Origin of the sequence: Paraburkholderia mimosarum LMG 23256 = NBRC 106338 (genome assembly GCF_000739815.1) — a bacterium.
GTDB classification, from domain to species: Bacteria; Pseudomonadota; Gammaproteobacteria; order Burkholderiales; family Burkholderiaceae; genus Paraburkholderia; species Paraburkholderia mimosarum.
In genome coordinates this window covers 62,408-88,239 of the sequence record NZ_BBJJ01000018.1, presented here as the reverse complement: position 1 = coordinate 88,239, position 25,832 = coordinate 62,408, and the positions used below count along the sequence as shown (strand labels likewise).

General features: G+C 65.9%; 23 protein-coding genes, 2 tRNA genes and 2 pseudogenes. 12 read left to right on the top strand and 15 right to left on the bottom strand.

Going from position 1 to position 25,832, the window contains the following annotated elements; all coding sequences use genetic code 11:
* Positions 1–85 precede the first annotated feature (85 nt).
* The 6 genes from BMI01S_RS15640 to BMI01S_RS15615 form a co-directional block, all read right to left on the bottom strand.
* Positions 86–1,111, bottom strand: a complete 1,026-nt coding sequence (locus BMI01S_RS15640; RefSeq protein WP_028212758.1) for an ABC transporter permease subunit — start codon at positions 1,109–1,111, stop codon at positions 86–88.
* A gap of 41 nt (positions 1,112–1,152) precedes the next feature.
* A complete protein-coding gene (locus BMI01S_RS15635) occupies positions 1,153–2,706 on the bottom strand; it encodes a sugar ABC transporter ATP-binding protein (protein WP_028212757.1) in 1,554 nt (517 codons plus the stop codon).
* Positions 2,693–3,952, bottom strand: a complete 1,260-nt coding sequence (locus BMI01S_RS15630) for an ROK family transcriptional regulator (RefSeq protein WP_028212756.1) — start codon at positions 3,950–3,952, stop codon at positions 2,693–2,695. Before BMI01S_RS15630 ends, BMI01S_RS15635 begins: the two co-directional genes overlap by 14 nt.
* A gap of 363 nt (positions 3,953–4,315) precedes the next feature.
* A complete protein-coding gene (locus tag BMI01S_RS15625) occupies positions 4,316–4,807 on the bottom strand; it encodes an RES family NAD+ phosphorylase (protein ID WP_028212755.1) in 492 nt (163 codons plus the stop codon).
* Positions 4,807–5,235 (bottom strand): antitoxin Xre/MbcA/ParS toxin-binding domain-containing protein, encoded by a 429-nt coding sequence (locus tag BMI01S_RS15620; RefSeq protein ID WP_028212754.1) that lies wholly within the window; start codon positions 5,233–5,235, stop codon positions 4,807–4,809. The genes BMI01S_RS15625 and BMI01S_RS15620 overlap by 1 nt, the downstream gene beginning before the upstream one ends.
* A 280-nt stretch (positions 5,236–5,515) precedes the next feature.
* On the bottom strand, positions 5,516–6,643 hold the full coding sequence (locus BMI01S_RS15615) for an MBL fold metallo-hydrolase (RefSeq protein ID WP_028212753.1): 1,128 nt from the start codon (positions 6,641–6,643) through the stop codon (positions 5,516–5,518).
* 87 nt (positions 6,644–6,730) lie between these two features.
* Between BMI01S_RS15615 and BMI01S_RS15610 the strand changes: the two genes are divergently transcribed.
* The 5 genes from BMI01S_RS15610 (at position 6,731) to BMI01S_RS15590 (ending at position 10,155) form a co-directional block, all read left to right on the top strand.
* Entirely contained in the window at positions 6,731–7,354 is a 624-nt protein-coding gene (locus BMI01S_RS15610; protein WP_028212752.1) for a TetR/AcrR family transcriptional regulator, read from the top strand.
* A 99-nt stretch (positions 7,355–7,453) separates the two neighbouring features.
* The gene (locus tag BMI01S_RS15605; protein ID WP_028212751.1) at positions 7,454–7,807 is read left to right on the top strand and encodes a YciI family protein; all 354 of its coding nucleotides are present in this window, start codon (positions 7,454–7,456) and stop codon (positions 7,805–7,807) included.
* A 149-nt stretch (positions 7,808–7,956) separates the two neighbouring features.
* A complete protein-coding gene (locus tag BMI01S_RS15600) occupies positions 7,957–8,379 on the top strand; it encodes a YciI family protein (RefSeq protein ID WP_028212750.1) in 423 nt (140 codons plus the stop codon).
* Positions 8,380–8,431: 52 nt separating this feature from the next.
* Positions 8,432–8,854, top strand: coding sequence for a VOC family protein (locus tag BMI01S_RS15595; RefSeq protein ID WP_028212749.1), 423 nt, complete (start codon positions 8,432–8,434; stop codon positions 8,852–8,854).
* Positions 8,797–10,155 carry an RNA polymerase sigma factor gene (locus BMI01S_RS15590; RefSeq protein WP_407669018.1) on the top strand — a complete coding sequence of 453 codons (1,359 nt, stop codon included), beginning with the start codon at positions 8,797–8,799 and terminating at the stop codon, positions 10,153–10,155. The genes BMI01S_RS15595 and BMI01S_RS15590 overlap by 58 nt, the downstream gene beginning before the upstream one ends.
* 117 nt (positions 10,156–10,272) lie before the next feature.
* On the opposite strand, the gene solA is transcribed toward BMI01S_RS15590, so the two are convergent.
* The 4 genes from solA to BMI01S_RS15570 all read right to left on the bottom strand — a co-directional run bounded on the left by solA (position 10,273) and on the right by BMI01S_RS15570 (position 15,121).
* Complete coding sequence (gene solA, locus BMI01S_RS15585; protein WP_028231004.1) at positions 10,273–11,442, bottom strand: N-methyl-L-tryptophan oxidase; 1,170 nt, start codon at positions 11,440–11,442, stop codon at positions 10,273–10,275.
* A 124-nt stretch (positions 11,443–11,566) separates the two neighbouring features.
* Entirely contained in the window at positions 11,567–11,962 is a 396-nt protein-coding gene (locus BMI01S_RS15580; protein ID WP_244145353.1) for a substrate-binding domain-containing protein, read from the bottom strand.
* Positions 11,963–11,994: 32 nt separating this feature from the next.
* The gene (locus BMI01S_RS15575; protein ID WP_407669013.1) at positions 11,995–13,092 is read right to left on the bottom strand and encodes a porin; all 1,098 of its coding nucleotides are present in this window, start codon (positions 13,090–13,092) and stop codon (positions 11,995–11,997) included.
* Positions 13,093–13,552: 460 nt separating this feature from the next.
* The gene (locus BMI01S_RS15570) at positions 13,553–15,121 is read right to left on the bottom strand and encodes an SH3 domain-containing C40 family peptidase (RefSeq protein WP_081716054.1); all 1,569 of its coding nucleotides are present in this window, start codon (positions 15,119–15,121) and stop codon (positions 13,553–13,555) included.
* Between the two features lie 144 nt (positions 15,122–15,265).
* Here BMI01S_RS15570 and BMI01S_RS15565 point away from each other — a divergent pair.
* A pseudogene (locus tag BMI01S_RS15565) lies at positions 15,266–15,568 on the top strand (IclR family transcriptional regulator domain-containing protein); the annotation flags it as partial.
* Positions 15,569–16,015: 447 nt separating this feature from the next.
* A complete protein-coding gene (locus BMI01S_RS15560) occupies positions 16,016–17,017 on the top strand; it encodes a GNAT family N-acetyltransferase (protein ID WP_028212737.1) in 1,002 nt (333 codons plus the stop codon).
* 20 nt (positions 17,018–17,037) lie between these two features.
* On the opposite strand, the gene BMI01S_RS15555 is transcribed toward BMI01S_RS15560, so the two are convergent.
* Positions 17,038–18,228, bottom strand: coding sequence for a glycosyltransferase family 4 protein (locus BMI01S_RS15555; protein WP_036019435.1), 1,191 nt, complete (start codon positions 18,226–18,228; stop codon positions 17,038–17,040).
* A 618-nt stretch (positions 18,229–18,846) separates the two neighbouring features.
* On the opposite strand from BMI01S_RS15555, the pseudogene BMI01S_RS43000 reads away from it, so the two are divergent.
* The 3 genes and pseudogenes from BMI01S_RS43000 to BMI01S_RS15545 form a co-directional block, all read left to right on the top strand.
* A pseudogene (locus BMI01S_RS43000) lies at positions 18,847–18,993 on the top strand (hopanoid biosynthesis associated radical SAM protein HpnJ); the annotation flags it as partial.
* Positions 18,993–20,258 (top strand): bacteriohopanetetrol glucosamine biosynthesis glycosyltransferase HpnI, encoded by a 1,266-nt coding sequence (gene hpnI, locus BMI01S_RS15550; protein ID WP_407669017.1) that lies wholly within the window; start codon positions 18,993–18,995, stop codon positions 20,256–20,258. The pseudogene BMI01S_RS43000 and the gene hpnI, both read left to right, overlap by 1 nt.
* A gap of 59 nt (positions 20,259–20,317) precedes the next feature.
* Entirely contained in the window at positions 20,318–21,310 is a 993-nt protein-coding gene (locus BMI01S_RS15545) for a lysylphosphatidylglycerol synthase domain-containing protein (RefSeq protein WP_028212735.1), read from the top strand.
* 157 nt (positions 21,311–21,467) lie between these two features.
* Here BMI01S_RS15545 and BMI01S_RS15540 read toward each other — a convergent pair.
* The 4 genes from BMI01S_RS15540 to BMI01S_RS15525 all read right to left on the bottom strand — a co-directional run bounded on the left by BMI01S_RS15540 (position 21,468) and on the right by BMI01S_RS15525 (position 23,932).
* A tRNA-Gly gene (locus BMI01S_RS15540) sits at positions 21,468–21,543 on the bottom strand.
* A 38-nt stretch (positions 21,544–21,581) separates the two neighbouring features.
* Positions 21,582–21,657 (bottom strand) — tRNA-Asn (locus BMI01S_RS15535).
* Between the two features lie 416 nt (positions 21,658–22,073).
* Complete coding sequence (locus BMI01S_RS15530) at positions 22,074–22,826, bottom strand: hypothetical protein (RefSeq protein ID WP_036019433.1); 753 nt, start codon at positions 22,824–22,826, stop codon at positions 22,074–22,076.
* A 212-nt stretch (positions 22,827–23,038) separates the two neighbouring features.
* Positions 23,039–23,932 carry an alpha/beta hydrolase gene (locus BMI01S_RS15525; RefSeq protein WP_238327919.1) on the bottom strand — a complete coding sequence of 298 codons (894 nt, stop codon included), beginning with the start codon at positions 23,930–23,932 and terminating at the stop codon, positions 23,039–23,041.
* 300 nt (positions 23,933–24,232) lie between these two features.
* On the opposite strand from BMI01S_RS15525, the gene BMI01S_RS15520 reads away from it, so the two are divergent.
* Complete coding sequence (locus BMI01S_RS15520; RefSeq protein WP_028230999.1) at positions 24,233–25,138, top strand: S1C family serine protease; 906 nt, start codon at positions 24,233–24,235, stop codon at positions 25,136–25,138.
* An 18-nt stretch (positions 25,139–25,156) separates the two neighbouring features.
* Complete coding sequence (locus BMI01S_RS15515) at positions 25,157–25,825, top strand: response regulator transcription factor (RefSeq protein ID WP_036019429.1); 669 nt, start codon at positions 25,157–25,159, stop codon at positions 25,823–25,825.
* Positions 25,826–25,832 lie beyond the last annotated feature (7 nt).

Genomic DNA, 25,832 nt, shown 5'->3' with positions numbered 1-25,832 from the left:
TCTCCTGAGAGGTCCTGTTTAGGTGCTTTCCGGGCGGGTGCAGGAGGACCGCCTGCGCCCGCGCTATTTCTATACGTAGTGTCGCTTACGTGCGGGCCGAGCCGCGCTGGCGGTAGCGGTCGAGCGCCACGGCGCCGACGATCACGAGGCCCTTGATGATGTACTGCCAGATGTCCGAGACGCCGAGCAGCACGAGGCCATTGGTCAGGACCGCGATGATCAGCGCGCCGATCAGCGTGCCGACGATCGAGCCCACGCCGCCCACGAAGCTCGTGCCGCCCAGGATGACCGCGGCGATGGCGTCGAGCTCATACGACTGGCCCAGCTGCAGGCCGTTGGCCGCGTAGAGGCGGGCGGCCGACATCACGGCGCCGAGACCGGCGAGCAGACCCGAAACGGCATAGACGAACATCTCGATGCCCCACACCTTGATGCCCGAGAGGCGCGCCGCTTCCGGATTGCCGCCCACCGAATAGATGCGCAAGCCCAGCACCGTGCGGCGCAGTACGAACCACGAGGCGGCCACCACCACGATCGCGATGATGACGAGCCAGGGCACGCCGAGCACCGTGCCGTTGCCGATGAACGCGAACGGCAGTTGCGGGTTGAAGATCGTCGTGTCGTGACCCATGAGACGCGCGACGCCGCGCACCGCGGTGAGCGAGCCGAGCGTGACGATGAACGGCGGCAGTCGCAGGAGCGCGATGAGCGCGCCGTTGATGAGGCCAAAGCCGAGCCCCACCGCGAGCGCCGCGGGCACGCCGAGCCAGCCCCAGCCCGCGATGTTCGAGCCGAGCATCGCGGCCATGGCCGCGGCGGCCAGCACCGAACCCACCGAGAGGTCGATGCCGCCCGTGAGAATAACGAAAGTCATGCCGGCGGCGAGCACGATATTGATCGAAGCCTGTTGCGTGACGATCGACAGATTTTCCAGCGTGAAGAAGCCGTCGTTGAGCAGGCCGAAGCCGATGCACAGCAGCACCAGCACAGGGAGCATGCCAGCGGTGCGGACGAGGGATTTCATGCGTTGGCGGTGGCCATCGACCGCGACGCTGCGCGCCGGTTGCGCGGGCGAGGCCGCGACGCCATGCCGGGGAAGGATGCTCTTCATGTCGTACTCCTGAGGGACGTATTCAGCGTATGCGGTAGGGGTCAGGCGGCTTCGTCGAGCGGGTGCTGCGAGCCGGTGGCGAGTTCGATGATCGCTTCCTGGGAAATCGGCTTGCCTGTATAGCCGCCCAGTTCGCCGGCGAATATGCCTTCGCGCATGACGAGCACGCGGTCGGCCACGCCGATGATCTCGGGCAGCTCGCTCGAAATGACGATGATGCCCACGCCGGTCTTGGCCAGGTCGTTGATGATGCGATAGATCTCCGACTTCGCGCCGATATCGACGCCGCGCGTGGGCTCGTCGAGGATCAGCACGCGCGGCTTCGTTTCCAGCAGGCGCGAAAGCAGCACCTTCTGCTGGTTGCCGCCCGACAGCGCGCCCACGTTCACGCGCGAGTTCGGCACGCGGATGGAGAGCGAGCGGATGGCTTCCTTCGCGCGCTCGCCGCCGCGCGCGAGGTCGAGCACGCCCATGCGCGCGTCGCGCCCTGCCACGGCCACGTTGATGTTGTCGCGCACGCTCATGTCGAGAAAGAGGCCCTGATGCTTGCGGTCTTCGGTCAGATAGACGAGGCCCGCGTTGATCGCGTCGCGCGGCGTGTGCACGTCGAGCTTCTTGCCGTCGATGGCGATCTCGCCCCGCACGCGCGGCTCCGCGCCGAAAATCAGACGCGCGAGTTCGGTGCGGCCCGCGCCCACGAGCCCCGCAATGCCGAGCACCTCGCCCGCGTGCAGATCGAGGCTGCAACCGCGCACGCGCTTGTCGTCGGCCACGTCGCGCACGGTCAGCACGGCCTTGCCCGGGTCGTAGGGCGCGTGCGCCTTTTTGTAGAAGCCCGAAATATCGCGGCCCACCATCATGCTCACGAGGCTTTCCGCGTTGAGTTCCGCGCGCATGAGCGTGCCCACGTAGCCCCCGTCGCGCAGCACGGAAACGCGGTCGGAGAGTTCATACACTTCCGCCATGCGGTGGCTGATGTAGATGATCGCGAGGCCTTCGTCGCGCAGCTGGTTGATCAGTTTGAAAAGGCGCTCCGTTTCGCGCGAGGAGAGCGGCGTGGTGGGCTCGTCCATCACGATGATGCGGGCGTCGCTATGCACGGCGCGTGCGATCTCCACGAGCTGGCGTTCCGCGATGGAGAGCGAGCCGACCAGCGTGGCCGGACCGAAGCTTGCGCCGAGTCGCGTGAGCACGTCTTCGCAGCCGCGCTCCATGGCGCGGCGGTCGACCGTGCCGAAGCGGCGGCCGCCTTTGCGCAGCTCGCGGCCCGCATGAACGTTCTCGGCCACCGAGAGATTGGGCGCGAGGCTCAGTTCCTGATAGATCACGGCGATGCCCAGCTCGCGCGCTGCGTGCGGACCGTCGATCACGACCGGCTTGCCCTCGATGAGAATCTCGCCGCCGGGGTCGGCCTGGTAGGCGCCCGAGAGAATCTTCATCAACGTGGATTTGCCGGCGCCGTTCTCGCCCATGAGCGAGTGGACCTCGCCGGGATAGACGGTGAGACGGACGTTGTCGAGCGCGCGTACACCGGGAAAGGTCTTGGAGATGCCCCGCATTTCCAGCAGCGGGGGCGTGGACTCAGAGGGCGACATGGCTCTCCTCCTGCGCTTGTGCGTAAGTTTGCGCGCCGGCACCCATGAGGATGCCCGCGCGCGGCGAAAAGTTGAAGAACATGGGGAGCGTGGCCGCGCCGAGCGCGCCCGCGTCGGGGCCGAAGGTGCCGCGCACGAGCGCGGGCGTGCCGCGCGCCTCGGGCGCGGTGGCCGCCACCGCAAGGCGCAGGCGTTGCATGAGCGTGTCGATGAGTCCCGCGTCCACGTCGGCGTCTAGCACGACGGTGGGGACGTCGAGCACGCAGAACGCCGCGCGCAGCGCCGGCGCGAGCGCGTCGATGCAGTCGTCGAGCCATTCCTGCACGGCCGGGTGGCCGCGCGCAATGCATGATTCGAGGTCCGCACGGCTGTCGATCGTCTCGCCGCAATATTGCAGGTGTCGGCGCAGCGCGATGAGCGAGGCGCGCGAGAGCAGGATGTCCCACTGACCCTTCGGCTGGTGCGCGGAGGCCAGGCGACTCGGCAGCACGGGCATCACCGCGAAATCGCCCGCGTTGCCGGTCAGGCCGCGTACGCAGTCGCCGTCGATGGCGATGCCGCCGCCAATTGCCGGGCCGAGAAAGAGGTAGAGGAAGTCGTCGCGCTGGCGCCCGCAGCCATAGAAGATCTCGGCGATCGCGGCCGCGTTGCCGTCGTTTTCGCTGAAGACGGGCAGGGCCGTGGCGCGCGCAAGCTCGCCCGCGAAATCGACGTCGTTCCACACGCGGAACGTATCCGCGGGCAGGCCCAGTTCGCGCAGCCAGCTGCCGAGGTTGTACGGCTGCGCGACGCCGATGCCGGCGAGGCGGCTGCGCTCTTCGCTCGTGAGGACGCCTAATAGCTCGGCGATGTCGCGCTGCACGATTTCCTGCGCTTGCGACGGCTGCGGCAAGAGCATGTCGCGCGAGCGGCGCTCGATCATCTGGCCGGCGAAGTCGACCAGCACGGTTTCGATGTTGGTCCGGTCGAGCCGCACGCCAATGGCGAACGCGCCGCGCGGCGAAAGGCGCAAGAGCGACGCGGGCTGGCCGCGCTGGCCGTCGCGGCGGCCGCTGACCTCTATCAGGCCATTGGCGGTGAGCGACGTGATGATGCTGCCCACGGCGGTGCTCGTGAGGTTCGCAAGACGCGCGAGGTCGGCCTTCGACGCCTCGCCCGCGCGACGCAGCGCCTGCAGCAGCAGGCGTTCGTTGAAGCGGCGGACGTTGGCGGAATTGCTGCCCTGACCGACATGCGGACTTCTCACGTGTCTCCTCCGGTCGGCGCTTTCGCGAACTGCGTGGCCGACTAAATAAATCAAGTTGATTTATTTAATGCCAGAAATCGGGGGCTGTCAGCCTGGGGAAATCCCGTTAAGGGTAATGGGGCTAGATGAGGTGTAGCGGCCCTAATGCAAAGCTTAGGAGACTTTTGCGAGCGTAAAAAGCTGGAACTTGGCAGAGGACGCGCCGGCGCGCGCGTAGGTGAGTTCAACGGAGTCATTGAAGACAGCGTATGCCGCTGCCGCCAACCGTCGAGCGGCTGGCGCACCCGACACGCGAGCCCAGGACGAAGCAGCAAAGCGACGTCTGCCTGTCGAGGCGATCAGCATCCTACGCCTACTTCGTTTTCAGTGATGTTCCGACTTCTCCTGGCCATCTATCGCAGGCAGGACGAACAGGCGTTCATCCCAGATGACTCGCTGCGCTTCGGATACGACGATCCGCATAGCGTCCGGATGAGCGGGATTCACCAAGGCGTTGGACTCGGCACGCGCGACTACCGATGGCACGACCAGGATGGCGGAGCGGCATTCCTCCAGCCAGCGGTTGCCGAACTCACGTGCGATTTCAAGGGAAGGCCCGTCCCATCCCACAGGCAGTGTGCCCGGCGTGTGCCTCTCGACGGGAAGATCATCAGGAACCTGCGCCTCGACCCAGACGTGTGTCTTTGGCACTTTGCCGATCCGTGCGTGCACCAGTACCTCGAGCATGGCGCCCGCGAACGTCAGCGCGCCATAGATTACAGGACGGCCCGGGCTGTTGAAGCGGCCGCCGATGAGCATGGCGCCGGTGCCGTTCCATAGCGGATGCCGCCTGTCGGCGATGCGGAAAATCCTCATCAGGCCGGCAGCCCGTAGAAGAGCTTCCACAGGAGCTCTTCCACGCGGCGGGCACCCAGTTCCGTCAGGGCAACCTCGAGGGGCACGCGCCCCTCCAGCAGGGGGTGGGGTGTGGCAAGGAAGGTGCGTGCATCCGCCGGATCGTCCCAGACGTAGGCCGCGCTCGCGTAGACCCGTGCGAGACGCTCCGTCTTCTCAGATTCATCAGGCGTCAGCCGGTCGCGCCGGCGCTTGTAGGTTGCCTCGGGAACGATACGTGCCTGAAGTGCGCGCCTTGCCTCCGCAGTCACGGCGATCTGTTCGACGCCGTTACGCAAGGCGGATTTTGGGAGGCCTTCTGCGACCTGCGCCTCGAGCTCGGCAATCGAATGGGGTACCGGACTGAGCCCCATGACCGCAGCAACCTTCTCCGGGGAAACGAGTTGCATGGCGGGCCTCCATCGTAAATCAAATGAGCTTAAATTGTAGCTCATTTGAGCTGCCACGAGGGAGGCTTGCCGGCTCTCCGCGGTAGAGAGTCCGAACCGGCCGCCGCGACACGCAATGCGAATGCGCTAAGGGCGCCTACGTACCGGGAATCCGGGCGCCCATCGGCGGCCGGCAGTGCGATGAGGCACGCACTTATCGCCCATCTCGCCGGGCCTGACGCGCCGCTTTCGCCTTACGGGACTCCACCCGCGATTGCTGGCAAAGCCCGACCGTAGACCGTTACAACTGCGCCTCCCCAGCATCCCGGCACGGGAGCCACCGTCGCGCCGTGCGCGGGGGTTCTGCGCTTTCGGCTACTTCCCGCCACCAGCGCTCGCCGCGATGCGGCTCGGCGAGATCGAGCCGCTCGCCCATGCGCGGCGTGGAAAGCACCACGCCGCGCGCGAGCGCGAGCCCGGTCACGCGTTCGAACGGGTCCTGCCAGTGATGCATCGCGAGATCGAACGTGCCGTTATGAATCGGCACCAGCCACTCGCCGCGCAAATCGACATGCGCCTGCACCGTTTCCTCGGGCTGCATGTGGACGTAGGGCCATTGCGGGTCGTACGCGCCGGTTTCGATGAAGGTCGCGTCGAACGGGCCCAGCCGCTCGCCGATCGTGCGAAAGCCGTCGAAATAGCCCGTGTCGCCGCTGAAAAACACGCGCAGGTCGGCGTCGGCGATCACCCAGGAGGCCCACAGCGTGCTGTTGCCGTCGAACAGGCTGCGTCCCGAGAAGTGCTGCGCCGGCGTGGCCGTGAACTCGATGCCCTCCACCATCGCGCCTTGCCACCAGTCGAACTGGCGCACCTTCGCGCCGTCGATGCCCCATTCGATCAGCCGGTCGCCCACGCCGAGCGGCGTGAGGAAAACGCCCGTCGTCGCGGCGAGCGCGAGCACGGTTTCGCGGTCGAGATGATCGTAGTGGTCGTGCGAGAGGATCACGCCGCGCAAAGGCGGCAGATCGTCGAGCGCGATGGGCGGCGCGTGAAAGCGCTTCGGCCCGAGACGCCGAAACGGCGAGGCGCGCTCCGCGAACACCGGGTCGGTCAGCCAGAAGTGGCCGCGCAGCTTGAAGATCAGCGTGGAATGGCCGAGGCGGTAGACGCTGCGGTCGGGCGCGGCCTCGAGCTGCTCGCGCGTGAGCGGTTGAACGGGGAGCGTCCCCCCGGGCATGGTGCCGCCGGGCTTGTGGAAGATCATGTTCCACATGATCTTCAGCGTCTTGCCGAGTCCCTCTGCCGGGCGTGGACGCACGTTGCGAAAGCGCTCGCCGTCGTGTTGCGGCGAGGTGCGCGAAAGCTCGCGCCCGCGCTGTGCGGCGCTCAGGCCGAGGATACGGCTCAAAGAGGCGAAAGACGAGGTCATGGAGCGGCTGCCTGTGGGGACGGGAAGTAGACTGCACAGTGTAGTTTATTCTGGCGAAAAGTAAACTGCGCGGTGTAAAATTTGGAAATGGATTCCAGCGCCATTTCACCCACCCCACTGCGCCTGACCGAGCGCAAGCGCGCCGCTATCGTCGCGGCGGCCATCGACGAGTTTCTCGCCTCGGGCTTCGACGCCACCAGCATGGACCGCATTGCCGCGCGCGCGAGCGTTTCGAAGCGCACGGTCTATAACCATTTCCCGAGCAAGGAGGCGCTGTTCGCGTCGATCCTGTGTCAGCTCTGGGACGCCAGCGCGACCGCCGACGCGCCGGCCTACCGCGCCGGCGAGCCGCTGCGCCCGCAACTCGTCGAACTGCTGATGCGCAAGCTGCGGCTTCTGAGCGACGAAGCGTTTTTCAAGCTCGCGCGCGTGGCCATCGCGGCCGGCATCCACTCCCCGGAACGCGCGCGCGACATGGTGGCCCGCATCGGCGAGCGCGAGGAGGACCTTACGGTCTGGGTGCGCAGCGCCGCTGCCGAAGGGCGCCTGAAGACGCCCGATCCAGCATTTGCCGCGCAGCAGTTGCACGGCGTCGTGAAGGCGTTCGCCTTCTGGCCGCAGGTCGCCATGGGCCAGCCGCCGCTCGGCGAAGCGCAACAGCGGCAGATCGCCGAATCGTCCGCCGATCTTTTTCTCGCGCGTTACGCATGAGCGCCTGAGCGCGCGTTGTGCCAGCCTGCGACGCGCAACCGGTGTTCTGCACTAGACTCTTGCCTTTCGGGATCGCAGGACGACGCAAAGGAGGGCTTCATGCCATTCATGCTGCTCATCGCCGAGCCGCGCGGCCAGCGCGATACGCGCGCGCGGTCCGAGGGCGAGGCGCTCTATGCGCGCATGGTCGCGTTCTCCGAGGCGCTCGCCGCCGAAGGCAAGCTGATCGACGCCCACGCGCTCACCGCCGACACCAACGCTGCGCGCGTACAGGTGCGCGAGGGCCGCACGAACATCGTCGATGGCCCGTTCGCCGAGGCCAAGGAGATGATCGGCGGCTTCTTCCTGCTCGATTGCGCGACGCGCGACGAGGCGCTCGCCATCGCGCGGCGCTGCCCGGCGGCCGAATGGGCGAGTGTCGAGGTGCGCGAAACCGGTCCGTGTTTTCGTTGAGGCGCCGTCTGTCCAGGTAGTTTCCCCAGGCAAGCAAATTATTTCGCTGCCCGCTGTCGATTTCCGTGCGCCCCGCGCGTCGTGTTCATGAGCGCACCTTCCGGTGCCGCTTGCTTCCACGATTCCGAACGCCACACTCAGGAGAAGACATGCGATTCATGATCATGGTCCGTGCCAACGCGTTGAGCGAAGCGGGCGAGCCGCCCGCCGACATGGAAATATTCGCCGAAATGGCCCGCTATCACGACGAGCTGGCGAAGGCGGGCGTGCTGCTCGACGCGTCGGGGCTGCAGCCCAGTTCGCGCGGCTTTCGCGTGCACTACACGAACGGCAAGCCGACGATCGTCGACGGCCCGTTCGCCGAAACGAAGGAGCTGATCGCCGGCTATACGCTGATCCAGGTGCGTTCGCGCGACGAAGCGATCGAGTGGGCGCGCCGCTTCCCGGCGCCGTTCGGCAAGCACGATGAATGCGAGATCGAAGTGCGCCAGCTCTTCGAACTCGAAGAATTGCCGGAATGCGCGGGCGTCGAGCGTTTCCGTGAGCTGCAAGCACAACGTAAGGCATCCTGAGCGTTTTTCATTCAACGAATTGACTTCAATGGATCATTGCGGAGACACGATCATGCACAAGCACATCTTCGTCAATCTGGGCGTGCGCGACCTCAAGCGCTCGATGGACTTCTTCGGCCAGGTGGGCTTCAGTTTCGATCCGAAGTTCACCAACGACCAGGCAGCCTGCATGGTGCTCGGAGAGAACATGTACGCCATGCTGCTCACCCCCGACTTCATGCGCAATTTCACCGACAAGGCGCTCGTGGACGCCCGCGAATGCACCGAGGTGCTGACCTGCCTCTCGTGTGAGTCGCGCGAAGAAGTCGATGGCCTCGTGGAAAAGGCGCTGGCGGTGGGCGGCACCTCGAAGCGTCCGCCGATGGAATGCGGCACCGACATGTACGGCCGCAGTTTCGAGGATCTCGACGGCCATATCTGGGAGTTGATGTACATGTCGCCGGCGGCCGTCGAGAAAGGCGCGCACGGCTCGTGACGCATCCGGCCGACGAACGCGACGCCTTCGCTGCGACGCGCCGCGCGGTCGAGGCCGTGTGGCGCATCGAATCGGCGAGGGTGATCGCACACGCCGCACGCATCGTGCGCGACGTGGGCGTAGCGGAAGAGATCGCGCAGGACGCGTTCGTCGCCGCGCTGGAGAGTTGGCCGGACGGCGGCATTCCCGAGAACCCCGGAGCGTGGCTCATGACCGCCGCCAAACATCGTGCGCTCGACCGGCTACGGCGCGCGGCCTCGCATGCGCGCGCGCACGAGGCAATGGGCGCGGATCTCGAAGCGCTGGAAGCGCACTTCGCGCCCGACTTCGTGGAGGCGCTCGATACGGCGCGCGAGGACGAGATCGGCGACGATCTGTTGCGGCTCGTGTTCGTCGCGTGCCATCCCGTGCTGCCGAAGGAGGGGCGCGTCGCGCTCACGCTGCGTCTGCTCGGCGGCCTCACCACTGCCGAGATCGCGCGCGCGTTCCTCGTGCCGGAGGCGACCGTTGCGCAGCGCATCGTGCGGGCGAAGCGCACGCTCGCGGGGGCAAACGTGCCGTTCGAAGTGCCGCGGCTTGCTGACCTGAAGCCGCGTCTTGCTTCTGTGTTCGAAGTCATCTATCTGATCTTCAACGAAGGCTATACGGCCACAGCGGGCCAGGACTGGACGCGGCCAGCGCTTTGCGAAGAAGCGCTGAGGCTAGGCCGCATGCTGGCGGAGCTCGTTCCGGCCGAAGGCGAGGCACATGGCCTCGTCGCATTGATGGAGCTGCAGGCTTCGCGCTTGCCCGCACGCGTGAATGCCGCAGGGCACGCCGTGCTGCTCGCCGACCAGGACCGCAGCCGCTGGGACGCGCTGCTGATCCGCCGCGGCGTTGCGGCGCTGTCGCGCGGCGCGGCGTGCGCGGGCGCGCCGGGCCCCTACGCGCTGCAGGCCGCGCTCGCGGCGTGCCATGCACGCGCGCCGAGCGTGGCGGCGACGGACTGGGCGCAGATCGTCGCGATCTACGATGCGCTGCTCGCGCTCGACGCCTCGCCAGTCGTGCGCCTGAATCGCGCCGTGGCGGTGGGCATGGCGCAAGGGCCGCACGCGGCGCTCGAACTCGTCGATGCACTGTGCGAGGAAGCCGCGCTGCGCGACTATCCGTGGCTGCCGGCCGCGCGTGGCGATCTGCTGGAAAAGCTCGCGCGGCATGCCGAGGCGCGCGCGGAATTCGAACGCGCGGCCTCGCTCACGCAAAACGCGCGCGACCGCGAGGTGCTGCTGGGGCGGGCGCAGGCGTGCGCGGCACGCGCATAGAATATTCCGGACTTATCCGTTTGCGTTCCTGAGCGATCGGGGTGCGACGCTTGCTGCCTGTGCGCGCGGCGCCTCACGGCGCGGGTCGTGACGATTCCGGCGAAACAGCATGCTTCGTTATGCGAAACGGTTACGCGCGAACATGGCAAGGTCGATGCGGCTCTCGCCTTGCGTGATCCGCTCGGCCAGCGCCTCGCCGATCGCGCTGGCGAACTTGAAGCCATGCCCCGAAAAGCCGGTTGCGAGGTGGACATTCGGACAGGCGGGCATGCGGTCGATGATGAAATGCGTGTCGGGCGTCATGTCGTATTCGCACGCGCGGCCCACGCGCAGCTTGCCCGCGCCCGGCAAATAGCGCTGCAGGAAGGCTTGCAGATCGCCGAGATCGCCGGGTTCGGCGCCAAATGGCGCGAGCGGCGCGTCCACGGAAACGGGCTCGCCCATGTCATGGCGGCCCAGCTTCAGGCCGCTGCCGTCCAGGTCGGGAAACCCGTAATAGCCACCGACTTCGGAGGCGACGAAAAAGCCCGGAAAGCGCTCAGGCGCAAAGAGGCCAGGTGCGGCCTCGAACCACGCGAACGTCTTGCGCACGCGTGTGACGGGCACGTCGAGACCGAGCGGCGCAAGCAGAGAACGCGTCGACTTGCCGGCGCACACGACCAGGTCGCGGGCGGTGAACTTTTCGTTCTTCTGTGTCCAGACGGTGACGCTCTCGCGGCCATGGCAGTCGATGCGCACGACGCGCGTATTCGTGCAGAGGGTTGCGCCGAGCGCGGTCGCGAGCTGGCGGTAAGCGGCGACGGCCCGCTCGCAATACAGCACACCCGCGCCGGGTTCGAAGTTCGCGATCTGGTCGGCCCTCAGCCGCCATGCGGGCCAGCGCTTGCTGGCTTCAGATGCGCCGAGCGTTTCCAGCGGGATGCCGTGCCGTGCCGCGCTCGACTGCACCTCGCGCAGGAACGGGTCATCTGGCGAGCCGATATTGACGACGCCCGTGCGCATGAAGAGGGCGGTCTGCGGGTTTCGCTGCGTTTGCTGCTCCAGGTCTTCCCAGAGCCGCTGCGCCCGCAGCGCAAGCGGCACGTATGCCGCGCCTTCGCCATAGGCGTGGCGGATGAGGCGTGTGCCGCCGTGGTGCGCCCCCTGGTCGTGAGGCGGGTCGCCGGCGTCGAGCATCAGCACCTTGTTGCCGAGGCGGCTCAGGTAATAGCCGGCCGCCATGCCCATGGACCCAGCGCCGACAATGAGCGTGTCGAAGTGTCGATTGCCAAGGTTTGTGTCGTGCATACCTGACCTGTGAGCGGTACGGCGCGCGCAGGGCAGTCCCGTCGATCGGGGCTGCTCATGACGCGCCTTGAAGGGGGTTCATTGTCCGCGCTGCGCCCGCGCCTGTCGAGCGTGCGCGCGGTGGTCAGAAGCGAACAACCACGGCTTGTGCACCGGTCTGGCCGCGCTGCGTGCACGGCGGCCGGCCTTGCGACCGGGCCAGGCGTAGATGCTGCGTGCGCTGCCTACGCCTTGGCGCGCGGGCGCCGCCTGCGTGGCCCCTGGACATCCGGACGACGAGTTCGGGCTGCGGCCCGAACACCATAGGCGGCTGCCGGTCCGGGTGGTCGATCAGCCAGATCAGGCTGCGGATCGACAGCGCGGCCACGGCCTCGGTCTGGATCGCGACGGTGGTCAGCGCGGGACGCATCTGATGTGCGAGCCGAACGTCGGTGACGCCGATCACGGCGCAAATTGTCGAGAGGCGACGTATGTGCGTGGCGAGACCGCGCGTAGCGGTGCGGCCGGGAAGGCGTGCCACGCCGACCCGTGCGCGACCTGGCACATCGCGCATCAGAACAGATGCCGCATTCCGATGCTCGCGCCCACCGTCGAGCCGGTGACGCCAAACAGGGCGTTGTTGATCGACAATCCGGTATCCATGCGCCCGTGGTTGTACACGTAGCCGAGCTGGCCATAGAGCGTCGTGCGCTTGGAAAGATAGTACTGCAAACCGCTCGACGCCATGAGCGAGTGATTGCCGCCGTCGTTGCCGTCATGGGTGTACCAGACTCCCGCATCGACGTTGAGGTAGGGCGTGAGCATGTAGCTGAGGCCACCCGAATAGACGCTGTTGTCGAACGATTGCGCGACCTTGTAGAGCGCATACGAAGCGGAGATCGTGAGCGAGTTCGGGAAGCGATAGCTCGCGCCGAGCGTGCGCCCGACGAATTCCACGGTGCCCGGAACCGGCGTCGATGCCGCGCTGCCGCCGGCGTTGCCGCTGTAGAGTGCGCCTGTGAGCGTCAAGCCCGCAATGTGGTAGCGCAGGCTCGCCGAATATTGGCGTCCCGCCTGGAAATTGCCGGCCGCGCCGCCCATCGCGAACATGCCCATCGCCTGGACGCCCGCAATTTCGGGCGACGTGTACGTTAGCGAATTGCTATTGAAGAGGCCGGTCACGAACACGTTATTCACATAGCTCACGAGGCCGCTGCCGAATTGCGACATGCCGCGCGGGTCGGTATGGTAGAGCGAGAGGAAGAATGGGGAGTACTGCAAACCGGCCTTGACGGTGCCGTACGGGCTTTCCATGCCGATCCAGGCCTGGCGGCCGAAGAAGTTGCCGTTGGAGTTGTTGAACTTGCCGTTTGCGACGCTGATGCCGCTTTCGAGCGCGAAAACGGCGTGCAGGCCGCCGCCCAGATCCTCCGTGCCGCGCAGGCCGAAGTTCGAGCCCGTCATGCCGCTGTCCGTGAAGGAGAACTGATGACCGGCGTTCTGGCCCGTCTGCATGTTCATCGTGCGGCTCGTATAGAGGATCGATCCGTCGACGATACCGTACAGGGTGACGCTACTCTGCGCGTTTGCGACGCCTGCTGTCCCCATCGTACCGGCCGCCACGAGGCAGCGGACCAGCCATTTCATACCGATGTTGTCGCGTTGTAACATTTCGTCATCCTTACTGTTATAAGTAGATTGAGGTGATGGTGACAGGTGTTTCGGACGCACGGGCAAAGCGCAGGCAATGCTTGATGCAAAAACCGGCAGGAGCCGGAAAAAACAGCCAGAAAATGGGCGAAGCGAGGCTGCGGTTCCTCGCGGAACCGCACGAATCAGAGTGCTCGGGGTACTACAGGGTAGCGCGGCCGCAGGGGCTCGCGCGCATGCGCAGAAGCTGCGTGGACGAGCGCGTGATCATCGTGGGCTTGCTGGAAGGCATGAGCCGGATTGAATGCGCGTTCACCGATCGCTTCTCCACTGACGAGGGGTGTGCAACGTTGACAGGATGCTACGTTCGATGGAGTCTATTTTTGTACGACCGTGCGGAATCTGTCATCCTGGGAGAAACGATCACATTCCAGGATTCAATTGATGTATCCAGTGCACGGTTTTTCGGCGGGCGTTCGACTCAACCCGCCGGGTTTTCCTCATCCTGCGAAGGCGCATTTCCGGCCGGCGTGCCCAGAATGCTGACCTGGAAAGTCGGGGTTCCCGCGAGCGATTCGAGGCTTTGGTCTTCCGGGTACGTGAGCAGCAGCGGCAGGACGACCGAGCCGCCAATCACGGCGCGGCGGCTGTTGTCGGCGGGACGCAGGCCCCACACGTCCTGGTACACGAGCGGCACTGTCTTGCCGTCGCGCTCCGCGTTGCCGAGATACAGCATCACGTGGCCGCCGATATACACCAGTGTGCGCATGGGCGCGCCATGTTGCACGAGCCAGTCGAGCCGCTGCGCGGGCGTGGACGCCGAAAGGTCGGTCATCGCACCGGCACTCATCTGCGTGGACGAATGGCGCGGCAGCCACACGCCGAACGCCGCGAAAATGCTTTGCAGCTCGGCCGAGCAGTCATTGTCGAAGTTCGTATTGCCCCAGCCGTACGGGCGTCCGATCAGTGCCTTCATGAGCTGCGCGAGATGGCGCGGCGTGGCCGCGAGCGGTGCGGGCACGATCTCGTTCGAATCGAGTCGAGCGGTGCGGATCGCCGCGCGGCCGTCGATGTCGCGCGCCGGCACGAGCACCGCGCCCGGTGCCGCGCCGGATGCGGGACGCAGCGGCAGCAGCGTGCCCGCGGGTGCATCGAAGCGGAACACGCCGCCGCCGTCGCGCAGTGCAGCGGAGGCCACCACCACGACACCGAGCGACTGCCGCGCGGCTGCGCGCCACGCGGTGACGAATGCATCGTCCACGCTCGCCACGCCGTCGCTGCGCACCCAGCCTTGCACGTCCGGCGTCTGCACGTAGCGCCAGGCGCCGTCCGCGCTCGTGCCGAGCACATAGAGCGGCGTGCCCGGCCGCAGCGCGCTCACCTGGAGATTGTCGAAAGGATAGCCCTCGCCCGCGATGCGGTGCGAGTAGAACGATGGATCGATGGTGGGCAGCTCGCGCACATACAGCGCCGTCGTGGCGATCGCGCGTCGCCCGGCGTCGAAGCCGCTGGCCCGCCCGAACTGGCTGACATTGGCGTTGCGCTCGATGGCGTCGATCCACGCCTTCGTGTGCGGCCGGAAATTCATGCCATAGCCGATGCGGGGCGGCGCCTTGCCCGCGTTGTCGAACCAGGCGAGACGGCGCATTTGCAGCGCGGCGATGTCGCTGCCACCGGCGCGATACACGCGCTGCTCGACGAACGCACGATTCCACGGCGAGGGATCGTTCGGGCCCGCACCGAAATAGCGCGCGAAGAGCGCATCGAATTGCGCGCGCTGGACTTCCGGGGAAAGAAAGGGCTTGTCGTAAGTGGCGCTGGCCGGATCGATCCAGTGATCGACGTTCTGGTCGTAGTGCTCGATGGGGAACAGCGTGACCGTATCGGGCGGGAGCGCGTTTGCGGCTTGTGCGTGGCCCGTTTGCGACGTGGGGCCCGTTGCGCACCCCGGCAGCACGCACGCGGCGGCGAACACGAGCGCGAGGAGGCGGGCGCGCGAAGCCCGGGGAAGCGTGCAAAGGCGGGAGGAAGAATCGAGGGCAGTGCGCATGGGCGAGCGGGCGGTTCGACAACCCGGGGATGATACAGGACGCGCCACGCCCACCAGCCTCGAATTCGCGGTAATCCGTGCGCTGGGCGAGGCCCGGGCCGATGGCAGCCGCGTGACCCCGCTCGCCAAGGCCGTGGGGCTCGCTTGTATCTGCGCACGGAGATCGAGCGCGTGCGCCAGCTCGGCTACGCGGGCCGCAATAGCGGCGTGCTGGAAGGCATGGCGGGTGTGGCGGTGCCGATTCTCGACCGCAACGGGTGCGCCGTGGGCGCGCTCAGTGTGGGCACGCTAGCTGCGCGTCTGACCGAAGACCGGCTGCCTACGGTCGTCGAACTGCTCAAGCGGCAGGCCGGGATCATCGGGCCGCAGACGAATCCGTTCGATGTGGCGGTACGCCGCCCCATGCACGGGCTCACGCGCGCGATGACGACGCAACCATTGGCGTGAAAATGGTATTCCATCGGATTCCTGATGATATTGGGCGGACCGTAAATCGTTCTCGTCAGGGTGCGCTACGCAGGTAAATAGCGCAGTCGCAGCGATGCTGCGAAGCCGAACCGGAAAGTATGATCGGACAGAAATCGACCAGGGGCATAACCTACCCGTAAGCGTCTTGGTTTTGGCGTAAACGGGCAGGGTGCAATCCGTAGACTGGAGTGGATGTGCCAGAGACAGCTGGCTGGTGAGCCCGGAAACGAAGGGGCGCTGGAGGCGCCATCCGGCATCGCTGTGCATGAACCGGGCCCAAAACGATATTCGTCGCGTGAACTGTCATATTGAAGACGCGCTGTTGCCATATCTTCAAGAAGTCGTTGAGGAGCGTGGGCGTAGGGGTGGGAGGTGAAGCGCACGCGGAACCCCGCGGCGCTTGCAGTCAGAACAGACCGGTGATCGATGACGACCATAAACGACCGGACGTTGCCCGATCTGGAGGCGCCGGCAGCCGCTGTTTCGCCGGTGCCCGTTCGAGCGGCGCCTTCGATCTTCCATGAGCGTTGGTGGCTCGATATCGCCACGCAGGACAACTGGAAGCTTGCCGTAGTGAAGCGCAACGGCGAGGTCATCGGCGAGATGCCGTACGCGATGCAGCGCATGGGGCTGTGGCGTGTCTCGCATTTGCCGCCGCTCACGCGCACGCTCGGGCCGGTGATCAAGCCGGTGACGGGCAGCGCGGCGCGCCAGTTGCATCACCGCCTCGACGTCACCGGGCGGCTGATCGAGCAGTTGCCCGACTGCGACAGCTTTTTCCAGGTGCTCGACCCCCGTATCCACGACGCCCTTGCGTTCGCGCTGCATGGCTATACGGTGTCGGCGCGCTACACGTTTCGCATCGGCGCCCAGACCACGGCTGACGAAGTCTGGAAGCAGCTGAACAGCAAGACGCGCAACGTGATCCGCAGCGCCTCGCGCGCATTGACGGTCGTGTCCGACCTCGCGCCCGAGGAGTTCATCGCGTTCTATGAGGCGAATCTCGCGGCGCGCTCACGTAGCAACGCCTATGGGGAAGAGGTCATGCGCGATCTCATCCATGCGTTCGTCGAGCGCAAGGCCGGCACGCTGCTCGGTGCTTATGGGCAGGGCGGGAAGCTCGTCGCGGCGGTCGGTCTGGTGTGGGACCATCAGGCAATGTATTACCTGCTTTCGTCGCGGTCGCAGGACTCGCACAGCGGCTCGGTCAGCCTGCTGCTATGGACAGGCATTGGCCGCGCGCTCGCGCGCAAGCTCACATTCGACTTCGACGGCTTTTCGAACCCGTCGACATTCAGCTTCCTCAACGGTTTTGGCGCGATGCTCACGCAGCGCCTCGGCGTCGAGCGCCACGGCACGAGCTATTTGCTGATGCGCACGCTCAAGCGCAAGCTGGCGCCTGCACGGGACTTCGCGCCGAACCTGTGAGTCGCGCCCCGTATTGCGAACTAGACGAGCTCGTGCTGCGCGGGGTCTCGTGCGTTACGCGTCGTGACCTCCGCAAGTTCCAGTGCGCTCGCTGCGAAGAGCAGGGGCGTCCAGCGCCGGATCGCGCTTTGCGCACCCGCCGCGAAGCGCTCGCGCAACGCGGGCTCGCCACCTAGTTTGCCGATGCGCTGGGCGAGCGCCGTCACGTCGCGTGGCTCGACGACGAAACCGTTCACGCCGTCTATCACCACTTCGCCGGCTACCCCGCACGTGCGCGTGACGATGGCGGGGCATCCGGCGGCAAACGCCTCGTTCACGCACAGCCCCCATTGATCGAATTCGCTCGCCAGCACGATGAATTCCGCAAGCGCATAGAGATTGGGCATCTCCTGGTTGGCGAGCGAGTTGAGTATCGTCACATGCGGCGTGAGCCCGAGCGCGGCGATGTGTTCGCGCAATTGCGCTTCGAGCGGACCCTGTCCGACCAGCACGAGCCCGATATTCTGCTCGGCCACGCCAGACTGGCGATAGGCCTCGATCAGCACGTCGACATTCTTGCGCGCCACGAAGCGGCTCACGCAAAGCAGGTAGCGCTGCGGCAGCCCGAAGCGCGCCCGCACGGCTTCCGGGTTGTCGCACGCCGCGCGCGCGAGATGCGAGAAATAATCGACGTCGATCACGTCGAAGCCGATGCGCGAGCGTTCCTTCGGGATGCCAAGCGATTGCGCATAGCGGCGGTGTTTTTCGCCTGCTACCAGCGCGCCGTCGAAGCGGCTCACGATCAGGCGCTTGAGCCGCTCCTTGGCGCGCTGGCGCAGCCCGTCGTCGGCCTTCGAATCCGACATGTAGATGAGCTTGAAGCGCCGCGTGAGATGCCTGAGGAAGCACAGCACCGCCGAATAGCCGGTGTTGTAGCCAAGCGTGATGACCACGTCGGGCATGAAGCGGCGCACCTTCGCTATGAGGCGCGCGGCGCCGCGTGCGCCGAGGCCGTCGCTGTCGGCGCCGTCCTCGACCAGCGTTTCTGCCATTCTCGGCCGGTTCGCGAAGAACGCGGCGCGGCGCTCCTGCGGAAAACCGTAGACGCCGGAGCGCGAGAAGACCTCCAGAAGCGCCACTTCGTGGCCGCGAGTGGAGGCCGCGCTGACGAGGGCCTCGTAGCGAGGGACGTGATAGTCGCCCAGGTTGCCGATGACGAATAGGATGCGCATGGACAATGACGGCTTGGGTGGCTCACGGTTGACGGGGCAACGCACGATGACGGTGCCCGGCCGCATGGGAATCCCCGGCATTCGTCGTGACTCGCCGGGCAGCTTGTCTGCGCCACGCCGCTCGCGCCTTCGCGGCGGGGAACCGCAGTCCGGCTGTTTCGAGCATCCTAACCCGATTAGGAAGTGTTTTTTTGCAATGTCGGCGATCAGCGAATTCTTGTCCGATATGGCTGGAGACGCATCAACTCCGTGCAGGGCAGCGGTCGATTCGTCCAGGGGAATGGAGCGGCGTTGCGAGCCGGGTTTCGCGGGTGCCGGGTGCCGGGCGGCGGCGTGTGGCCGATTTTCGCGAACTTCGGCGGCACACAATGAACTGTCATGTCAGCCGGTCAAAATCAAGGGTTCGCATGTTCGGGCTGGCTCGGTGGGCCGCAAATCAGCGCTCCATCAGCATTTCGATTTAATATCTCGAAGCCACCTGGGTTATGCTCTTGCCTTCAGTTCGCTAACAAACGTGCGGGCCGGAATGGAAATTGAATGCATTGCGTAATGCGCGCCAGCGCGCAACCCGGGTTTACCACACTGCGCGGGCAATCAAGGAATATGAAAACGCTGTTTCTGCAGCAGTTCTACCGGCGGTTCCCTCTCCGGCCTTCGAGGAACCGGGAGATCGTGTGCGAGACGCGCACGGGCTTGGACATGACGAAGCGGCGTCTGCGCGAAGGCGTAGCGTTCTCCCGTTTCTTGCGCGCGCGCGAAGCATGATGGACCGCGCGCACGCCAGGGGACGAACGGGCGCCATCATTGCGGTGGCCGTGACTGCGCTTGCCGTCATGACTGCCTTGTTCGAAGTCGTTCACACGGAACTGCCGGGATTCGCGCATCGGTTTTTCATGTCGCTCGCCGTGTTATGCGGCCTTTGCGCAGCGCTCGGCGTCGTCTATACGTGTACGGCCAGCGTGCTGGTCGGCCGGTTCTTCGCACGCCAGGTCGCCGTGCCGGAGCATTTCCCGGCAATCACGCTTGCCAAGCCGCTGCATGGAGACGAATGGGATCTCGAGCAGCACCTCGCCAGCTTTTTCGAGCAGGACTATCCAGGATCCATCCAGTATCTGTTCGGCGTTCACGACGCGGGCGACGAAGCGCTGCGCGCCGTCGAGCGGCTGCGCGTGCGCTACCCCGATGCGCACATCACCGTGGTCGCCGATGCGCGCCTCTACGGGCCGAACCGCAAAATCGCGAATCTCGTGAACATGCTCGAAAAGGCCGAGCATGATGTGCTGTGCTTCGCCGATAGCGACGTGGTTGTCGATCGGGACTATCTACGCCATGTGGTCGGGGCGTTGCAGCAGCCGGGCGTCGGCCTCGTGACCGCCGTTTATCGCGGCCTGTGTGCGCCGGGATTCTGGCCTCGCGTTGCGGCTGCGTTGACCAACTATCATTTCCTGCCCGGCGTCGTCACAGGGCTCGCAATCGGGCGTGCACGGCCATGCTTCGGCCAGTCCATTGCCATGACGCGCGAAATGCTCGAACGTATTGGCGGGCTCGCACAATTCGCCCATCACCTCGCCGAGGACCACGCGATTGGCGAGGCCGTTCGCCGCGCAGGCGCCCAGGTTTCCATTCCGCCCATCCTCGTGCGGCACGCCTGTCTGGAAAATACGTTCACCAGGCTCTTCGCGCACGAACTGCGCTGGAGCCGCACCGTTCGCGCGGCGGACCGCTCAGGGCATCTCGGCGCCGTGCTGATGCATCCGTTCGCGCTTGCCCTGCTCGCTGTCGCATTGTCTGGCGGCGCGTGGCCGGCGTGGGTGCTGGCCGGCGTCGCCCTGTTGGCGCGCGCGTGGCTCGTCTGCCAAACCGACCGCGCGACCGGCGACAAGACCAGTGGACTGTTATTCTTACCGCTTTGCGAACTGGTTCAGTTCGCAATCTATTTTGCGAGCTTTTGCTCGTCGGGCGTCGTCTGGCGCGGGACACGCTTTCGCGTCGACAGGAACGGCATGCTTTCGCCCGTTCGCGAGACCTGAGCGTCAAGGCAGATGGGAGAGAGAATGAGACGGGAGCATCCATCAGAGAGCGCCCGCAGATGAAGCATATCGGACGTATTGCCGCACTGTGCGGTCTTGCGATCGCGGTGTGGCTCGTATGGCGCGAGCATCCCGCGGCGGTGTTGCAACTGTTGCGGGGCGCGGGCGCAGGCCTCGTCCTCGCGGCCGTCGTGCACATCCTGCCGATGTGCGCCAACGCCTGGGACTGGCGCACGCTCGTCCGCGCTGCGCAGCGCCCTTCGTTCGCAACGATGCTCAAGCTCGTGTGGATTCGCGAATCGATCAACGGCTTGCTGCCGGTCGCGCGCATCGGCGGGGAAATCGTTTCGTTTCGCCTGCTTGGGCGCGCCGGTGTGCGGCCGGCTCCGGCCGTGGCGAGCCTCGTTGCGGACATGCAGCTCACGCTGATCAGCCAGGTGCTCTTTGCGTTGGTGGCGGCCGGGTATCTGCTCGAACACTCCTCTTCCGATACCGCGCGGTTCGTGGGGCGGCTAGCCTGGGGCATCGCGGCCTTCACTCCGCTGCTGGTTCTCTTCTCGCTCGTGCAGCACGCGCGGCCATTCGAACGGGCTGCGCGCACGCTCAACCACATCACGAGCGGCAAGGTCGTCGATCTCGTGGGCAAGTCCGCGCGTGTCGATCTCTCTCTCAAGCTGATCTGGCGGCAGACCGGCGTGGTCGTGCGCTATCTGTTCATCTGGCAAACGCTGCAATGCCTCGGGTACGCGTTCGAAATCTGGATCGCGTTGCGCGTGCTCGGCACGGATGCAACGTTCATGGAGGCGTTCGTGATCGAAGCGCTGATCCAGATGGTGAGCAGCATTGCGTTTCTGGTTCCGGCCGGCCTTGGCGTGCAGGAAGGCGCCTTCGTCGTGATAGGCGGTCTGCTGGGGTTCGATGCGCCCACGTGTCTCGCGCTCGCGGGGGCGCGGCGCATACGCGATCTGCTGTTCTATTTGCCGGGGCTGCTTGCATGGCAAGCGGCGGAATATGGCTGGCCGTCGAGGCGACGGGCGGGGGGCGTGCACTGATCGAGGCCGGCGCGCGCTCGCAGGCCAAACTGACAGGTCGAACGAGCGCTCTCCATTGTCGAAGGGACTTTGCTGGCGGCGCAGGGGGAAGAAGGGCTTGCGGTGCTTTCGTGCCGGCGCGCAACGATGCAGTGCGCCGCTTAGGGCCGACGTGTACTGGAGCGGGAGACGAGTCTCGAACTCGCGACCTCAACCTTGGCAAGGTTGCGCTCTACCAACTGAGCTACTCCCGCGTATCTGGAATGCGCTTCTGGGATGCATTGCGCACTTTTGGCTCCCCGACCTGGGCTCGAACCAGGGACCTACGGATTAACAGTCCGGCGCTCTACCGACTGAGCTATCGGGGAATCAAGGAGGCCGGATTGTACAGGAGAATGTCCGCCGTTGCAGCTATTTTTTGTTGTCGCTTGCGGGCGGCCGTGGATTGACAGTACCCGAGGCCTGCGATCCAGGAGACCTCCGCGTCGCCGGGAGTAGAGGGCAGAGCGTGCAAGCGCGCGCTTCATCCTTCAGCAATCTGTCGAGACCGTTATGGACTCCCAGGCTTTGATTTCCCTTTCCAGCGCCGACAACTTATTTCTCGCGAGCCAGAGTGCATCGCTGGCAGGCAGAAGATGCGTGGGAGGGGGAGCGGCGCCGATTACGGCGAGCATAGCGCGCGCGGCCTTTCGCTGACCTCCTGGTTGCTGGCCGCTCCTCTCCTCACCGGCTTTTGCGATGACCATTGCCGTGCCGACTCCACGACCCCCGGTCGCGCAGCACGTCACATCGTTCCGCTGCCGCTGCCAGGACTGCCGCCGCCGGAAGAAGGCGCCGATGTCGCTATGAGCGGATGGGCGAGACCCGCCGAGGAGAGGAGCGAGACGGCGGCCTGATCGGGCATGCCGTTGGCGTCGATGGCGCCCGCAGCAGCCAGCGCGGTCAGATCGCTGTCGACACCTGCCTGGCCAACCGTAAACGATGTCGTCAGAAACGCCGGTACCGCCAGCGTGAGCGCATAGCGCTGCTGCAGGTTCGCGACGACAGCCGATTGCGCAGCCAGCACGTCGGTCTGGTTCGCCAGTACCTGCTGGAACTGCGGGTTGGTCGGGAAGCCCGTTATGAGACCGCTCTCGCTCGTGCCGAGCTGGGACGCGATGTAGACAAGCATCAGTTCGGTCTCCGGCGTCGTATTGAAGGTGCCGCCTGCGAATGCCACCGAATGCAGGCTCGTGCCACCCGACACCGCGGTGAGGATGCACGGAGGCGTCGCATTGGCCGAGATCGAATAGTGCCCGCCGCCGTCGGAAAGCGCAGAGCCCGAGCCCTGCACACAGCTGATGCTGACCGTGGCGCCTGCGAGCGCACGGCCGGTGGCGGCCGTGCCGGACAGGGTGACGTTTGGCGTCACGCTTGCGCCACTGCATCCGTCGAGGCCGACGCAGACACTTCCGCCGCAGCCCGCGAGCATTGCGAGGCAAGCCACGCCAATCGCGGCCCGCGTCGGACGAACGAAACATCCGTAGTGAATGTTCATGGTGGCCTGCCGTAGACAGATCGGAAGGTGGCAATCGGGGCCGAGGACAGGACCGGCGCTGCGTAGAAGTTTAGCGCTCCCTGCCGCGACGCAGGCGGCTGGCGTCCTGCGCGCTGTTCGGCTCGACCGCGTGACGCCGAGACGCACCCGCCAGGTTCCGGATCGCCCGTCGGCACGTCCGCCGGCGCGCGGACTACAGTCCTCGCCCGTCATCAATCGGCGGGGTCCAGGTGCCGCACGAGAAACGCTGTCTGGTCGGCGACTGCGCGCTCCCAGAGCGGTCCGCTGTAGAGGCCGAAATGATCACATGGATAGACCTTCACCTCCGACGCTGGCGTGCGCATCGCTGCGGCATGCGCGAGTTTGGCAGGCGCGAGCCGCTGGTCCTGTTCGCCGATGCAGTAAAGCGTTGGGCACAGGATCCTGTGCACGCCCTTGATGGGGCGATAGGTGCCATAGGCCAGCGCGATTCGTGCGGCCACCTTGTTGACCCAGGTGGTCTTGGCGGGCGTGACCGCGTTGAACCACGGCAAGGCCTCATGCGTGGCCATCGCGGCAAGCGAGCCGGGCGCGCCGGCCGCCGCGATGTAAAAAGGCGACAGGCCCAGCAGCGAGCGGACCACATCGTAAACCCCGGCCAGCACCAGACGCGTGAGGTGAGCGACGCCGAGCGGTGGCAAATTGCGCAGCCCGTCGCAGGTGGGCACCTGCGCGATGACAGCGGCGATGGCCGGGTCGTGCGCGGCGAGCGACAATACATGTCCGCCGCTCAGCGACGAGCCAAAGAGCGCGATGCGCTCGGGGTCGACATCGGGAAGCGTACGCGCAAAGGCGATCGCGGCTTTCCAGTCCTGAAGCTGCCGCCCGATGCTCAGCAACTGGCGCGGCGCGCCGTCACTGCCGCCAAAGTGGCGGTAGTCGAACAGCAGCACGGCCATTCCCGCATCGCAATAGCGTTCGGCATACGCGTCGAGCCGTTGCTCGCGAACGCCTGAAAACCCGTGGGCCATGACGACGCACGGCACCGTGTGACCGGTGTTTCGCGGGCGATAGTGCCAGGCGGCGCAACGCGTGTTGTGAGATGAGAATTCGACATCGGTGCGCATCATTCCCCCTGAAGGCATCTCTTTGTTCCGCGATCGGCATGATGCCGTCGGTCCCCGGGCCTTCGCGCGTCATCCAGCGTTCCCGGAATCAACGAGGCTACTCCTGAGCGCAATGCCGAATTTGGGCAAACGCGCCATCTAGTGGGGCGCGAGCCTGGTGTTTTCTCGCGTTGACCTGGCGTACGAATGGCCCCGACTACCCATTCGGGTGGTGCGCGGTGCGCGTCGTTCTGTCATTGTGAATCCGCAAACGGCAGGAGACTGGAAATGGAAACGACATCATCGAGCGGAAAATCCTTGATGGAGCTATCGGACCACCTGGCCGACATTGCGGCGCGAGTCGGGCCGAGTGTCGTGGCAATACATGGGCGGCACCGCATGCCGTCGAGTGGGGTAATCTGGCGCCACGGTGTCGTGGTGACGGCTGCGCATACGATCAGGCGTGAGGACGGGATCGAGGTCACGCTGACCGACGGCCGTACGGTCGCCGCTGTCCTCGCAGGGCTGGATCCGGGCACCGATGTCGCCGTGCTGAAAGTGGACGGCGTGGAACTGGCGCCGGTCGCGCCTGGCGATGCCCGCTCACTGAAGCCGGGCCACCTGGCGCTCGCCGTCGCGCGTACGGACGCACTCGGCATCAGCACGGATTTCGGCGTGATTGGCAGCGCGGCCGGTCCCTGGCGCACGTGGCGAGGCGGGTACATCGACGCGTTCGTACGTCTGGACGGCGGTCTGCGCCCAGGTTTCTCCGGGGCCGCCCTCGTGGATATGCGCGGGCAGGTTGTTGGCATCTGCACGTCGGCGCTGATGCGCGGCGCCGGCATCGTGATTCCGGATACGACAGTCGAGCGCGTCGCCGAGGAGTTGTTGGCCAAAGGGCGCGTGTCGCGTGGCTATCTTGGGTTCGGCACGCAGCAGGTCAGCCTGCCGGGCGCGTGGGTGAACAAGATGAACCTGTCGTTCAGCAGCGGATTGCTGATCAGTTCGCTTGCGCCGGCCGGTCCTGCGGAGCAGGCGGGCGTGCTCATCGGCGATGTGCTGATCGAACTGGATGGCAAAGCTTGCCGCGACATCGACGACCTGCATGCCGCGCTCGGCTCGGCAAGCATTGGACAGCAGTTGCCAATCGCGCTGATCCGGGGGGGCGAACGCCACGCGTGTGTGGTAACCGTGGGCGAACGCCCTCAGCGGAATTCGTGCAGGTAAGGATCTCGCGGCAGCGAAATGTCGAACGGACAGAGGGTAGGCATGGGGCCGGTGCGGGTCGCGGTGATCGCGGCATCGTCGCAGGGGCGCGCAGATCTGCAAACGATTATCGACGCGCACCCGGCGCTCGCTTTCGTGGACAGCGCAGCCGATGCCGATGCGCTCGCCGAAAACCTCGCCGGTTCCGTGCCCGATGTGCTCCTCATCGACAACGAACCCGGTGCGGGCGACGTGCTCAAGGCGCTATTCGAACTGGGGCAAGCGCCGCCGGCGCTGGTCCTGTTGCTCGACGACCCGGATAGCGACTGGGTGCTCGAGGCGATGCCCGGCGAGGCGTCGGCGATGCTGTCGCGCAACGCGACGCCGGCTGAAATCGTCGCGGCCATCGAAGCCGTCGCTGCGGGGCTGTGCGTGCTGTCGCCCGATATCGTCGCAAGGCGCTTTGCCGGACGAAAGCCGTTGCGCCAGACGTCATCCGGCGGTCCGTTCGAAGCCTTGACGTTACGAGAGATCGAAGTGCTGGCGATGCTCGCCGACGGGCTCGGCAACAAGGAGATCGCGCGGCAACTCGACATCTCGGACAACACGGTGAAATCGCACCTGTCCTCCATCTTCGGCAAGCTCGGCGCGACCAATCGCACCGAAGCGGTGATGCTCGGCATGCGGCGCGGGTTCATCATGGTCTAGATGGGAC

Coding starts and splice junctions, on each gene's coding strand:
- hpnI (WP_407669017.1), top strand. CDS start 18,993: ATGGACCGCGCGCACGCCAGGGGACGAACGGGCGCCATCATTGCGGTG.
- BMI01S_RS15620 (WP_028212754.1), bottom strand. CDS start 5,235: ATGCAACTCGTTTCCCCGGAGAAGGTTGCTGCGGTCATGGGGCTCAGT.
- BMI01S_RS15570 (WP_081716054.1), bottom strand. CDS start 15,121: ATGCGCACTGCCCTCGATTCTTCCTCCCGCCTTTGCACGCTTCCCCGG.
- BMI01S_RS15635 (WP_028212757.1), bottom strand. CDS start 2,706: ATGTCGCCCTCTGAGTCCACGCCCCCGCTGCTGGAAATGCGGGGCATC.
- BMI01S_RS15575 (WP_407669013.1), bottom strand. CDS start 13,092: ATGTTACAACGCGACAACATCGGTATGAAATGGCTGGTCCGCTGCCTC.
- BMI01S_RS15560 (WP_028212737.1), top strand. CDS start 16,016: ATGACGACCATAAACGACCGGACGTTGCCCGATCTGGAGGCGCCGGCA.
- BMI01S_RS15530 (WP_036019433.1), bottom strand. CDS start 22,826: ATGAACATTCACTACGGATGTTTCGTTCGTCCGACGCGGGCCGCGATT.
- BMI01S_RS15600 (WP_028212750.1), top strand. CDS start 7,957: ATGCGATTCATGATCATGGTCCGTGCCAACGCGTTGAGCGAAGCGGGC.
- BMI01S_RS15615 (WP_028212753.1), bottom strand. CDS start 6,643: ATGACCTCGTCTTTCGCCTCTTTGAGCCGTATCCTCGGCCTGAGCGCC.
- BMI01S_RS15610 (WP_028212752.1), top strand. CDS start 6,731: ATGGATTCCAGCGCCATTTCACCCACCCCACTGCGCCTGACCGAGCGC.
- BMI01S_RS15625 (WP_028212755.1), bottom strand. CDS start 4,807: ATGAGGATTTTCCGCATCGCCGACAGGCGGCATCCGCTATGGAACGGC.
- BMI01S_RS15520 (WP_028230999.1), top strand. CDS start 24,233: ATGGAGCTATCGGACCACCTGGCCGACATTGCGGCGCGAGTCGGGCCG.
- BMI01S_RS15515 (WP_036019429.1), top strand. CDS start 25,157: ATGTCGAACGGACAGAGGGTAGGCATGGGGCCGGTGCGGGTCGCGGTG.
- BMI01S_RS15555 (WP_036019435.1), bottom strand. CDS start 18,228: ATGCGCATCCTATTCGTCATCGGCAACCTGGGCGACTATCACGTCCCT.
- BMI01S_RS15640 (WP_028212758.1), bottom strand. CDS start 1,111: ATGAAGAGCATCCTTCCCCGGCATGGCGTCGCGGCCTCGCCCGCGCAA.
- BMI01S_RS15525 (WP_238327919.1), bottom strand. CDS start 23,932: ATGCGCACCGATGTCGAATTCTCATCTCACAACACGCGTTGCGCCGCC.
- BMI01S_RS15605 (WP_028212751.1), top strand. CDS start 7,454: ATGCCATTCATGCTGCTCATCGCCGAGCCGCGCGGCCAGCGCGATACG.
- BMI01S_RS15595 (WP_028212749.1), top strand. CDS start 8,432: ATGCACAAGCACATCTTCGTCAATCTGGGCGTGCGCGACCTCAAGCGC.
- BMI01S_RS15545 (WP_028212735.1), top strand. CDS start 20,318: ATGAAGCATATCGGACGTATTGCCGCACTGTGCGGTCTTGCGATCGCG.
- solA (WP_028231004.1), bottom strand. CDS start 11,442: ATGCACGACACAAACCTTGGCAATCGACACTTCGACACGCTCATTGTC.